The organism is Serratia sp. CY52157, from assembly GCF_052168495.1.
GTDB lineage: Bacteria > Pseudomonadota > Gammaproteobacteria > Enterobacterales > Enterobacteriaceae > Serratia > Serratia ureilytica.
The window spans coordinates 1-12343 of record NZ_JBJNMO010000005.1 but is presented as its reverse complement, the minus strand read 5'-3'; the positions used below and the strand labels follow the sequence as shown (position 1 = coordinate 12343).

Below are 12343 nucleotides of genomic sequence, written 5' to 3'. Positions count from 1 at the left end.
CGGGCTTTTTTATTTTTCCGCTCGTTTTATTTCCCTGTTAACTGCAAGGCTAAGCGCCTAATCCTTAACCTATTTGCCCTATGAATTCGGCTTGCAGTTTAATTTGGCTTCTGCATAAAATGCGACGCTTATAATAATTATTATCGTTTACATTCGTCATTTAATAATTCATCAGAGAAATAAATCATGCTGACCAAGCGTCTTTCATCATCCGCGGCCAAGCAGGGCCGTCTCCCCGTCAGCGCGTTAGCGATCACCGTCGCTGCGGCGTTGGGTACGCTGGCGATGCCGGCTTTTTCCGCCGACGCCAAGCCGGCCGCCAAGGAAGACACGATTACCGTTGTGGGCAGCAGCAACACCGCCCAGCAGGAAAGCGCCTGGGGGCCGGTCGGCACCTATGTCGCCAAGCGCAGCGCCACCGGCACCAAAACCGATACGCCGATCGAGAAGAACCCGCAGTCCGTTTCCGTGGTAACGCGTGAAGAGATGGACATGCGCCAGCCGGATACGGTGAAAGGCGCGCTGGCCTATGCGCCGGGCGTATTCGCCAGCCGCGGCAGCTCCACGACCTATGACGCGGTGGCGATCCGCGGCTTCCCGGCCACCAACACCACCCAGTATCTGGATGGCCTGCGGCTGCTGGGCGACAACTACAGCGAAGCGTCCATCGATCCTTATTTCCTCGAGCGCGCCGAGCTGCTGCGCGGCCCGGTCTCGGTGCTGTACGGCAAAAGCAACCCGGGTGGCCTGGTCGCCCTGGTCAGCAAGCGGCCAACCACCGAGCCGCTGCGCGAAATCCAGTTCAAGATGGGCACCGATAACCTGTTCCAAACCGGTTTCGATTTCAGCGACGCGCTGGACGATCAGGGCATCTACTCCTATCGCCTGACCGGCCTGGCGAAAGACAGCGATGCGCAGCAAAACATGAGCAAAGAGAAGCGCTATGCGATCGCGCCGTCCTTTAGCTGGCGCCCGGATGACAAGACCAACTTCACACTGTTGGCCAACATTCAAAACGATCCCTATACCGGTTATTACGGCTGGCTGCCGAAGCAGGGCACGCTGATCCCGTTGCCGAATGGCGGTAAGCTGCCGACCGATTTCAACGAAGGCGAAGCCAGCAACTATACCTCCCGCAAGCAGCGGATGATCGGGTACAGCTTCGAACACGCCTTCAACGATACCTGGGCGGTGCGCCAGAACCTGCGCTATCTGCAGTTGGACACCGACATGAAGAGTATTTATGGCAGTGGCGTTTCTGCTGCGACGCCGACGACGATTAACCGCGCCTATGTTCAGTCGAAAGAGCACCTGAACAATTTCTCGGTGGATACTCAGGCGCAGGCGAAGGTGAAAACCGGCGATATCGACCACACGCTGTTGTTCGGCGTGGACTACATGCGCATGCGTAACGATATCAATGCCGCATTTGGCACAGCGGACGGGCTGAGCATGACCCATCCGCAATACGGGAATGACGCGGTCAACATCAACTTCCCCTACCATTATCTGAACCGTCAGGAGCAAACCGGCCTGTATGTGCAGGAGCAAGGGGAGTGGAATCAGTGGCTGTTGACGCTGGGCGGGCGCTATGACTGGGCGAAGACCTCCGCTTACAACCGTGATGCGAGTTCGACGAGCCAGCAGACCGACCGGCAGTTCACCTGGCGCGGCGGCCTGAACTATCTGTTCGACAACGGCGTGACGCCGTATTTCAGCTACAGCGAGTCGTTTGAGCCGAATTTGGGCACGACGCAAGGGGGCAGTACGTTCAAACCTTCGATCGGCAAGCAGTATGAAGCCGGCGTGAAATACGTGCCGAAGGATCGCCCAATCGTGCTGACCGGCGCCCTGTATCAGCTGACCAAGAACAACAACCTGACACCGGATCCGGATAACGCGCAGTTCAGCGTGCAGAGTGGCGAGATCCGTTCGCGCGGCGTGGAGCTGGAAGCCAAGGCGGCGTTGAATGCCAACGTCAACCTGATCGCCTCCTATACCTACACCGATGCGAAGTACACCAAGGACAACACCTATCAGGGCAAACCGACCGTCGAAGTGCCGAAACACATGGCGTCGCTGTGGGCGGATTATACCTTCCACGAAACGGCGGTGAGCGGTTTGACGCTGGGTTCCGGCGTGCGTTACGTTGGCTCCAGCTCGAGCTTCAACAGCGATAACACCACCTTCAAGGTGCCGGACTACACGCTGGTGGACGCCACCATTAAATACGATCTGGCGCGCTTTGGCCTGCCGGGCTCGTCCGTGGGCGTCAACATCAACAACCTGTTCGACAAGACTTACGTATCGAGCTGCTACCGCGACTACGCCTGCTACTGGGGCGCAGAACGCCAGGTGGTCGCCACCGCAACCTTCCGTTTCTAACCGGATAGCCGGGGCGGCGGCGCGTCGCCCCGGAAAAAGCAGGATCTATGCAGGACAAACTTCTTAATCCCGGCGCGACTTTCGCACTGGATAACGCCAGCTTCGCCGTTCCCGGCCGGGTGCTGTTGCAACCGCTGTCGCTCCGTTTTCCTCAGGGCAAAGTCTGCGGCCTGATCGGCCATAACGGTTCCGGTAAATCCACTCTGTTGAAACTGCTCGGGCGGCACCATGCGCCCAGCGGCGGTCAGGTCTTGCTCAATCGGCAGCCGTTGGCGCAGTGGGACAGCAAATCCTTCGCCCGCCAGGTGGCCTACCTGCCGCAGCAGTTGCCGGCGGCGGAAGGCATGACGGTGCGCGAGCTGGTGGCCGTCGGCCGCTATCCGTGGCATGGCGCGCTGGGGCGTTTTGGCGCCAACGATCGCCAACAGGTGGAAGAGGCCATCGCACTGGTGGGGCTGAAGCCGTTCGCCCACCGCCTGGTGGACAGCCTGTCCGGCGGCGAGCGCCAACGCGCCTGGCTGGCGATGATGGTGGCGCAGGACAGCCGCTGCCTGTTGCTCGACGAGCCGACGTCGGCGCTGGACATCGCGCACCAGGTCGAGGTGCTGGCGCTGATCCAGCGCCTGAGCCGCGAACGCGATCTCACGGTGATCGCCGTACTGCACGACATCAATATGGCGGCGCGCTACTGCGACCATTTGGTGGCGCTGCGCGGCGGTGACATGATCGCCCAGGGCGGCCCGCTGGAACTGATGCAGGGGCCGGTGCTGGAGCAAATTTACGGTATTCCTATGGGCACGTTGCCGCACCCGAGCGGCGGCGCGCCGGTGAGTTTTGTCTACTGATGTCCTCTGCATTCACTTCTTCTCACGATCCGCTGCGCCGCCGCCTGTTGATGGCGCTGGCGCTGTCGCCCCTGTTGGGATCGTTGCCCGGGCGAGCGGCGGATGCGCCGCCGGATATCGCGCGCGTTGCGGCGCTGGAATGGCTGCCGATCGAGCTGCTGTTGGCATTGGGCGTGACGCCGCTGGCGGTGGCCGATGTCCATAACTACAACCTGTGGGTGGCGGAGCCGAAGCTGCCGACGACGGTCGTCGACGTCGGCCAGCGCACTGAACCGAATCTCGAACTGCTGCAGCAGCTCCAGCCTTCGCTGGTGTTGCTGTCGCAAGGCTATGGCCCGACGCCGCGCAAAATCAAACCCATCGCGCCAACCATGAGCTTCGGCTTCAACGACGGCAGCGGCAAACCGCTGACCGTCGCCCGCCAGTCGCTGCTGGCGCTGGGGCAACGATTAGGCATAGAAAGCCGGGCGATAAACCACCTGGCGCAGTTCGACAGCTTTATGCAGGATGCGCGCCAGCGCCTGCAAAGCTACACCCGGCAACCGTTGCTGCTGTTTTCCCTGATAGACACCCGCCATGCGTTGATCATCGGTCAAAAAAGCCTGTTCCAGGAAGCGATGGATCAGCTCGGCATCCGCAATGCCTGGCAGGAGCAAACCGACTTTTGGGGCACGGCGGTGGTGGGGATTGAACGGTTGGCCACGGTGCGTAACGCCCGGGTCATTTATCTCGATCACGGTAATCAGGCGATGATGAACAAGGTCAGCGCGACGCCGCTGTGGCAGTCATTGCCTTTTGTGCGGCAAAACCAGCTGCGGCAGGTGCCGGCGGTGTGGTTCTATGGCGCTACGCTGTCGACGATGCGGTTTTGCCGCCTGTTGGCGCAGGCTCAGGAGAGTGCGGCATGAATGCTGGCATCCGGAAATTGCCGCTGACGCTGATCCTGCTGTTGCTGGCGGCGGCCGGCGGTTTGACGATATACAACCTGACGCAGCAGCTGCCACCGGCGCAATGGGCGCGGGCGCTGAGCGCGCCGGACATCGACGACGTGCGGCAAATGCTGTTCCATTACAGCCTGCTGCCGCGGTTGACGGTGTCGCTGTTGGCCGGGGCCGGTCTGGGATTGGTCGGCGTATTGTTCCAGCAGGTGTTGCGCAATCCGTTGGCGGAACCGTCGACGCTCGGCGTGGCCGCCGGCGCGCAGCTCGGCCTGACCATCGCCACGCTGTGGGTGCTGCCGGGGGGCGAGTTCACTCGTCAACTGGCCGCTATGGCGGGGGCGATCGCGGTGGGCGGGCTGGTGTTCGGCGTCGCCTGGGGCAAGCGGATGTCGCCGGTGACGCTGATTCTGGCCGGGCTGGTGCTGGGGCTTTACTGCGGCGCAGTCAACAGCCTGTTGGCGCTGTTTAATTACGATCAGCTGCAGGGCATGTTCCTGTGGGGCACCGGCGCGTTGAACCAACAGGACTGGAGCGCGGTGCAGTTTATCCTGCCGCGTTTGCTGGTGGCCGGTGCGCTGGCGGCGCTATTGCTGCGCCCGCTGACGCTGCTGGGGCTGGACGACGGCGTGGCGCGCAACCTGGGGTTGGGGCTGTCGATGGCGCGCTTCTGCGCCCTGGGGCTGGCCATCATCTTCAGCGCCATGTTGGTGAGCGCGGTGGGCGTTATCGGCTTTATCGGCCTGTTTGCGCCGCTGATGGCGAAGATGCTGGGCGCTCGCCGCCTGGCGCATCGCATGATGTTGGCGCCGTTGCTGGGGGCGTTGCTGCTGTGGCTGACCGATCAGGTGATGATTGGGGTGGCGCAGGTGTGGCGTGAGATCCCGACCGGGGCGGCCACCGCGCTGTTCGGCGCGCCGCTGCTGCTGTGGCTGCTGCCGCGTTTGCGCAGCGCCGCCACGCCGCCGCCGATGAACCTTGGCGACAAGGTGCCTGCCGAGCGCGGGAATCTGCCTGGCTGGGCAGCGCTGGCCGGTGCCGTGCTGTTGATCGGCCTGACCCTGGCGCTGATGCTGGGCAAAAACGCCGGCGGCTGGCACTGGAGCCTGGGCGCGGAGCTGGACGCCTTGCTGCCGTGGCGCTGGCCGCGGGTGCTGTCGGCGTTGGCTGCGGGCATGATGCTGGCGGTCGCCGGCACGCTGATCCAGAAGCTGACCGGCAACCCGATGGCCAGCCCGGAAGTGTTGGGCATCAGCTCCGGCGCCGCTTTTGGCGTCGTGATGATGCTGTTTATGGTGCCGGGCGACGCCTTCGTTTGGCTGTTGCCCGCCGGCAGTCTGGGGGCGGCCGTTACGCTGCTGATCATCATGATTGCCGCTGGCCGCGGCGGTTTCTCGACCGAACGCATGTTGCTCGCCGGCATCGCGCTCAGCACCGCCTTTACCACCGTCATCTTCCTGCTGCTGGCCAGCGGCGATCCGCGTATGGGGGGCTTGCTGACCTGGCTCTCCGGTTCAACCTATTCGGTGGAGCCTGCGCAGGCGCTGCGCACCGCGCTGATCGCCGCCGGATTGATGATATTGGCGCCGCTGTGCCGCCGCTGGCTGACCATTCTGCCGCTCGGCGGGGCCACCGCCCGTTCGGTGGGGATTGCGTTGACGCCTGCGCGATTGACCATCCTGTTGTTGGCCGCCACGCTGACCGCCATGGCGACCCTGACCGTGGGGCCGCTGAGCTTTGTCGGGCTGATGGCGCCGCACATGGCGCGCATGTTGGGCTTCCGCCGCGCGCTGCCGCAAATGGTGATCGCCGCGCTGTTGGGCGGTTTGCTGATGGTATTTGCCGACTGGTGCGGGCGGATGCTGCTGTTTCCGTATCAGATCCCCGCGGGGTTACTGGCGACCTTTATCGGCGCGCCGTACTTCGTTTATCTGTTGCGTAAGCAGACGTCGTAAGCTTCACCCCTACTTTGCCTTCTTCACCATCAAGGGCCCAGCGTTGCTGGGCCTTTTTTCAACGCCTTGCAAGGCGTTGCGTGTCGCTGCGCAAGAAAGACATTTAACGTGAAAAGGAACGCGGGAAGAGAGGGGGAGGTGAATATACTGCGGGCGGGTGCTCTGGATCTTTGTCTCTGGAGCCTGCGTGAAAGGTACAAAGAGAAAAGCCCCGAGTCGATATCCATCAACCCGAGGCCTACTCTAACGCACGACAACGTTAAGTTAGCCTCTTACCCGCCGCGAGGCAAGGAGAAGAAGGCATGATGCCGAACAAACGGAGCCTGTTAAAATTGGTGGTTATTTGTGCCACGGTAATATCACTGGCATGGATAACCCGCAGCACGCTGTGTGAGCTGCGTATCCGATCGGGCACTACGGAGGTTGCGGCCATTTTGGCTTACGAATCCGAACGGTAAGGCAACCCGGCGGCGGGGGCTTTGCCTCCGCCGGCCGGCAGTCGATGCGTTGATCCATGAGCACCCATCCGTTCAATAAAAACGGCGAGCCTTGGCTCGCCGTTTTTCATGTTGATGTCGGGGCTTATTTCAGGCCGGCGGCATCGCGCAGCTGTGCAGCTTTGTCGGTCGCTTCCCATGGGAAGTGTTCGCGGCCGAAGTGGCCGTAGGCGGCGGTTTCGCGGTAGATCGGCTGCAGCAGATCCATCATCTGGATCAGGCCGTATGGGCGCAGATCGAAGAATTCGCGCACCAGCAGCGTCAGTTGTTCGGTTGGCACTTTCTCGGTACCGAAGGTTTCCACCATGATGGAGGTCGGTTCCGCTACGCCGATAGCGTAAGACACCTGGATCTCGCAGCGATCGGCCAGGCCGGCGGCGACGATGTTTTTCGCCACGTAGCGCGCCGCGTATGCCGCGGAACGGTCAACCTTGGACGGGTCCTTACCGGAGAAGGCGCCGCCGCCGTGGCGAGCCATGCCGCCGTAGGTGTCGACGATGATCTTACGGCCGGTGAGGCCGCAGTCGCCCATCGGACCGCCGATAACGAAACGGCCGGTCGGGTTGATGTGGTATTTGGTGCCCGCCGTCAGCCATTCCGCCGGCAGTACCGGCTTGATGATCTCTTCCATCACCGCTTCTTGCAGATCTTTCAGCGAAATGTCTTCTGAGTGCTGGGTGGACAGAACGACGGCGTCGATGCCGACGATTTTGCCGTCGTCGTATTGGAAGGTCACCTGGCTCTTCGCGTCCGGGCGCAGCCACGGCAGGGTGCCGTTCTTACGCACTTCGGATTGGCGCTGCACCAGACGGTGCGCGTAGGTGACAGGCGCAGGCATCAGCACGTCGGTTTCATTGGTGGCGTAGCCAAACATCAAGCCCTGATCGCCGGCGCCCTGCTCGAGAGGATCGGTACGGTCAACGCCCTGATTGATATCCGGGGATTGCTTGCCGATGGCGCTCAACACTGCGCAGGAGTTGGCGTCAAAGCCCATGTCCGAATGAACGTAGCCGATCTCGCGCACGGTCTTGCGGGTGATCTCTTCGATATCGACCCAGGCGCTGGTGGTGATTTCACCGCCGACCAGCACCATGCCGGTTTTCACGTAAGTTTCGCAGGCGACGCGCGCTTTCGGATCTTGTTCCAGGATGGCGTCGAGGACGGCATCGGAGATCTGGTCGGCGATTTTATCTGGATGTCCTTCGGAGACGGATTCGGACGTGAAGAGGTGTTTAGCCATTGTGTTCTTTACCTTGCATAAGACGGGTTAGAAATTACTGCACAGCGCTGGAGATCCGGCATCGAAGCGAAGGGTCTTCCGCTGATGGCGCGAGATGCATCCTGCAACGCCCCTCAGGCAAAGCCGTTAAGCAGTTTATCAGTTAACCAGTATAGATGGATTAACATCTGGACGTCTATTTTAGGTCAGGGTTTAGCCAGATTGCCAGTAATTTTTTGCGCTTTCGCTCTTTTGCGCAAACGGGTTGGCGCCATTTTCATCGCTTGAAACAGTTTTCGGCGAATTTTCATTTTGCTTTTTCACCTGCTTACCGGTATAAACTGCGCGCGCGGTTCATTTGCTGCACAGTACGGCGGTCTGGCGTGGGGGAAGGTACGGTAAACTTCCGCTTTGCATTCGCCGGCATTGCGCTATTATCCGTCGCGGGCGTTCGCCGTGGCGCCGCCGCTTCATCGAACGGTCACGTTCTTACACTATTTTAGAGGCTGGGTCGTTCACTCCGAACGGCGCGCGTGGAGGTGGTTGGATTAATGATCCGTTGTCTACCGGTTGTTGGTTCTCAACAGCAGTGCCGTTCTGGCGCACATTCTTCTGCTATTTCCCGTCTTGTCTCTCTGTCACTTACCAGGTGCGATAAACACTTGGCCGCTACTCAGGATTCTCGGGCCGGCTAACGGTCGTCTGAAGAACTGAACAAGGGTAGCCTGCAGCCTTCCTGTGGGATGTTTCTTGGCCCGATTCACGAGGTTTGAACAGGGTGTCTTACAATTATATGAGTGATAAACCGATCGCTGACCGCGAACGGCAGTTCTCTTCGCTGCCGCCGGCGCGGCTTGTTGGGTTGTTCTCGCGGGTTGTAGCTGCGATAGTGGCTGACGGTTTCGTCAGTACGGAATGTGAGGCGAACCATGTCTGATGATCTGTTGATTCACCGTCCGCCGGTTGCGGGCGAGTCTTTATCTTTGCGCTCCATGCAGGAGGTTGCCATGAATGATCGTAATGCCAGCAAGATGCTGCGTACTTATAACGTCGCCTACTGGGGCAACAATTACTATGACGTCAACGAGCTGGGCCATATCAGCGTGTGCCCGGATCCGGATGTCCCGCAGGCGCGCGTCGATCTGGCAGAATTGGTGAAAACGCGCCAGAAAGACGGCCAACGTCTGCCGGCGCTGTTCTGCTTCCCGCAGATCCTTCAGCATCGCCTGCGCTCTATCAACGCCGCGTTCAAACGCGCGCGTGAGTCCTTCGGTTACCAGGGCGGCTATTTCCTGGTGTATCCGATCAAGGTGAACCAACATCGCCGCGTGATTGAATCGCTGGTGAACTCCGGCGAACCGCTGGGGCTGGAAGCCGGCTCCAAGGCCGAACTGATGGCGGTGCTGGCGCATGCCGGCATGACCCGCTCGGTGATCGTCTGTAATGGTTATAAAGATCGTGAATATATTCGTCTGGCGCTGATCGGGGAAAAGCTGGGGCACAAGGTGTACCTGGTGATCGAGAAGATGTCCGAGATCAATCTGGTGCTGGAAGAAGCCGAGCGGCTGAACGTCATACCGCGCCTGGGCGTGCGTGCGCGTCTGGCATCGCAAGGCTCCGGCAAATGGCAGTCGAGCGGCGGCGAAAAATCCAAGTTCGGTCTGGCGGCGGTGCAGGTGCTGAAACTGGTGGAAACCCTGCGTGAAGCGGGCCGCCTCGACAGCCTGCAGCTGCTGCACTTCCATTTGGGTTCGCAGCTGGCCAATATTCGCGACATCGCCACCGGCGTGCGCGAATCGGCGCGATTCTACGTTGAGCTGCACAAGCTGGGCGTCAACATTCAGTGCTTCGACGTGGGCGGCGGCTTGGGCGTCGACTACGAAGGCACCCGTTCGCAGTCCGATTGCTCGGTCAACTACGGCCTGAACGAATATGCCAACAACGTGATTTGGGGCATCGGCGACGCCTGTAACGAACACGGCCTGCCGCACCCGACGGTGATCACCGAGTCCGGTCGCGCCGTGACCGCGCACCACACGGTGCTGGTCTCCAACGTGATCGGCGTAGAGCGCAACGAGTTCAGCGAACCGCAGCCGCCGGAAGCCGACGCGCCGCGCGCGCTGGAAAGCATGTGGGAAACCTGGCTGGAAATGAACGAGCCGGAAAACCGCCGCTCGCTGCGCGAATGGCTGCACGACAGCCAGATGGATCTGCACGACGTGCATACCCAATACGCGCACGGCATGCTGGACCTGACCAAGCGCGCCTGGGCCGAGCAGCTGTATCTGAACATCTGCAACAAGATCCAGCAGCAGCTCGATCCGAGCAACCGCGCGCACCGTCCTATCATCGACGAACTGCAAGAGCGCATGGCGGACAAGTTCTACGTCAACTTCTCGCTGTTCCAGTCGATGCCGGATGCCTGGGGCATCGATCAGCTGTTCCCGGTGCTGCCGCTGGAAGGGTTGGATAAGCCGCCGGAAGGCCGTGCGGTGCTGCTCGACATCACCTGCGATTCCGACGGCACCATCGACCATTACGTCGACGGCGACGGCGTGGCGACCACCATGCCGATGCCGCCATACGATCCGGAGAACCCGCCGGCGTTGGGCTTCTTCATGGTCGGTGCGTACCAGGAGATCCTCGGCAACATGCACAACCTGTTCGGCGACACCGCCTCGGTTGATGTGTACGTGTTCCCGGACGGCAGCGTCGAGACCGAGCTGTCCGACGAGGGCGATACCGTAGCGGATATGCTGGAGTACGTGCAGCTCGATCCGAGCGCGCTGCTGTCCAAGTTCCGCGATCAGGTCAAAGAAACCGATCTGGACAGCGAGCTGCAGGCGCAGTTCCTGGAAGAGTTTGAAGCTGGCCTGTACGGCTACACGTATCTGGAAGACGAGTAACCGCCTTCTTCAGGGGGGCGATATCGGCCCCCTTGAAGCATGAACAAAATGCGGCCATAATCTGCTGTATCGGTAGCACCGAAACACACATCGAATAAATCCCTTTCTCGTCGGGCTAACGACGCGGGAGGGATTTTTTTTTGTCACGGCCCGGCGTCTGCGCCCGGCAACTTGTTGAACTATGAGGGTTTACTATGAGCACCTTAGGCCATCAGTCCGATAATTCATTAGTGTCCAACGCCTTTGGTTTCCTGCGCTTTCCGCTGAACTTCATGCCTTACGACAGCGATGCAGAGTGGGTCATCACCGGCATTCCGTTTGACATGGCGACCTCCGGTCGCGCCGGCGGCCGTCATGGCCCGGCGGCCATCCGCCAGGTGTCCACCAACCTGGCCTGGGAAGGCAACCGTTGGCCGTGGAGCTTCGATCTGCGCGATCGCCTGAACGTGGTTGACTGCGGCGACATCGTGTTCAACTTCGGCGATGCGCAGGACATGAGCGACAAGCTGCAGGCGCACGCGGAGAAACTGCTGAAGGCCGGTAAGCGCATGCTCTCGTTCGGTGGCGACCACTTTGTCACCCTGCCGCTGCTGCGCGCGCACGCCAAGCATTTCGGCAAGCTGGCGCTGGTGCACTTTGACGCCCATACCGATACCTACGCCAACGGCAGCAAGTTCGACCACGGCACCATGTTCTACCATGCGCCGAACGAAGGCCTGATCGATCCGCATCACTCGGTGCAGATCGGCATTCGCACCGAGTTCGATCACGACAATGGCTTTACCGTACTGGACGCCGCGCAGGTGAACGATCGCAGCGTGGACGACCTGCTGACCCAGATCAAAGGCATCGTCGGCGATATGCCGGTGTACCTGACCTTCGACATCGACTGTCTGGATCCGGCGTTCGCACCGGGCACCGGCACGCCGGTGATCGGCGGCCTGACTTCCGATCGCGCGCTGAAACTGGTGCGCGGCATGCAGTCGCTGAACATCGTCGGCATGGACGTAGTGGAAGTGGCGCCGGCCTATGACCAGTCCGAGATCACCGCGCTGGCCGCGGCGACGTTGGGTCTGGAGATGCTGTACCTGCAGGCGGCCAAGAAACACGCCTGACGCCAGGCCACGCCTCGCTGAAAAAGCGGCTCCCATCGTATGGGGGCCGCTTTTTTTTATTTCATTTGTCGCCATCCGTGCGGCGATTTTCAGTCTGTTGCAACGCCTTTGCGCAATTTTGCGCAGAAATGAAACGGAGTCAGTAAAAAGGAACCGGGATAACGGGGAGGATGAATATACTGCGGGCGGGTGCTCTGGATCTTTGTATCTAGAGCCTGCGTGAAAGGTACAAAGAGAAAAGCCCCGAGTCGATATTCATCAACCCGAGGCCAACTCTAACGCCAGACAACGTTAAGTTAGCCTCTTACCCGCCGCGAGGCAAGGAGAAGAAGGCATGATGCCGAACAAACGGAGCCTGTTAAGATTGGTGGTTATTTGTGCCACGGTAATATCACTGGCATGGATAACCCGCAGCACGCTGTGTGAGCTGCGTATCCGATCGGGCACTACGGAGGTTGCGGCCATTTTGGCTTACGAATCCGA

At 60.6% G+C, this 12343-nt stretch carries 9 protein-coding genes; 8 read left to right on the top strand and 1 reads right to left on the bottom strand.

All coding sequences use genetic code 11. The annotated features are described in order from the left end of the window. The first annotated feature begins 186 nt into the window (after nt 1–186). The 5 genes from fhuA to ACJ8IP_RS16695 all read left to right on the top strand — a co-directional run bounded on the left by fhuA (nt 187) and on the right by ACJ8IP_RS16695 (nt 6581). Nucleotides 187–2385, top strand: a complete 2199-nt coding sequence (gene fhuA, locus ACJ8IP_RS16715) for a ferrichrome porin FhuA (RefSeq protein WP_033644706.1) — start codon at nt 187–189, stop codon at nt 2383–2385. Between the two features lie 47 nt (nt 2386–2432). Continuing rightward, nucleotides 2433–3230, top strand: coding sequence for a Fe3+-hydroxamate ABC transporter ATP-binding protein FhuC (fhuC, locus tag ACJ8IP_RS16710; RefSeq protein ID WP_033651341.1), 798 nt, complete (start codon nt 2433–2435; stop codon nt 3228–3230). Continuing rightward, nucleotides 3230–4138 carry a Fe(3+)-hydroxamate ABC transporter substrate-binding protein FhuD gene (gene fhuD, locus ACJ8IP_RS16705; RefSeq protein WP_164106403.1) on the top strand — a complete coding sequence of 303 codons (909 nt, stop codon included), beginning with the start codon at nt 3230–3232 and terminating at the stop codon, nt 4136–4138. Before fhuC ends, fhuD begins: the two co-directional genes overlap by 1 nt. Continuing rightward, nucleotides 4135–6123: a Fe(3+)-hydroxamate ABC transporter permease FhuB gene (gene fhuB / locus ACJ8IP_RS16700; protein WP_164106401.1), complete on the top strand. Its 1989-nt coding sequence runs from the start codon at nt 4135–4137 to the stop codon at nt 6121–6123. The genes fhuD and fhuB overlap by 4 nt, the downstream gene beginning before the upstream one ends. 305 nt (nt 6124–6428) lie before the next feature. Beyond that, entirely contained in the window at nt 6429–6581 is a 153-nt protein-coding gene (locus tag ACJ8IP_RS16695; protein WP_004937610.1) for a Hok/Gef family protein, read from the top strand. Nucleotides 6582–6705: 124 nt separating this feature from the next. On the opposite strand, the gene metK is transcribed toward ACJ8IP_RS16695, so the two are convergent. Further along, nucleotides 6706–7860: a methionine adenosyltransferase gene (metK, locus tag ACJ8IP_RS16690; protein ID WP_033644710.1), complete on the bottom strand. Its 1155-nt coding sequence runs from the start codon at nt 7858–7860 to the stop codon at nt 6706–6708. A 908-nt stretch (nt 7861–8768) separates the two neighbouring features. Here metK and speA point away from each other — a divergent pair. The 3 genes from speA to ACJ8IP_RS16675 form a co-directional block, all read left to right on the top strand. Further along, nucleotides 8769–10745, top strand: a complete 1977-nt coding sequence (speA, locus tag ACJ8IP_RS16685) for a biosynthetic arginine decarboxylase (RefSeq protein WP_028127388.1) — start codon at nt 8769–8771, stop codon at nt 10743–10745. A 194-nt stretch (nt 10746–10939) separates the two neighbouring features. After that, a complete protein-coding gene (speB, locus tag ACJ8IP_RS16680) occupies nt 10940–11860 on the top strand; it encodes an agmatinase (RefSeq protein WP_004937606.1) in 921 nt (306 codons plus the stop codon). A gap of 337 nt (nt 11861–12197) precedes the next feature. Beyond that, nucleotides 12198–12343, top strand: a 146-nt coding sequence (locus ACJ8IP_RS16675) for a Hok/Gef family protein (RefSeq protein WP_442524489.1), incomplete at its 3' end; no start/stop codon positions are given.

Coding starts and splice junctions, on each gene's coding strand:
- speB (WP_004937606.1), top strand. CDS start 10,940: ATGAGCACCTTAGGCCATCAGTCCGATAATTCATTAGTGTCCAACGCC.
- speA (WP_028127388.1), top strand. CDS start 8,769: ATGTCTGATGATCTGTTGATTCACCGTCCGCCGGTTGCGGGCGAGTCT.
- fhuB (WP_164106401.1), top strand. CDS start 4,135: ATGAATGCTGGCATCCGGAAATTGCCGCTGACGCTGATCCTGCTGTTG.
- fhuD (WP_164106403.1), top strand. CDS start 3,230: ATGTCCTCTGCATTCACTTCTTCTCACGATCCGCTGCGCCGCCGCCTG.
- metK (WP_033644710.1), bottom strand. CDS start 7,860: ATGGCTAAACACCTCTTCACGTCCGAATCCGTCTCCGAAGGACATCCA.
- fhuC (WP_033651341.1), top strand. CDS start 2,433: ATGCAGGACAAACTTCTTAATCCCGGCGCGACTTTCGCACTGGATAAC.
- fhuA (WP_033644706.1), top strand. CDS start 187: ATGCTGACCAAGCGTCTTTCATCATCCGCGGCCAAGCAGGGCCGTCTC.
- ACJ8IP_RS16695 (WP_004937610.1), top strand. CDS start 6,429: ATGCCGAACAAACGGAGCCTGTTAAAATTGGTGGTTATTTGTGCCACG.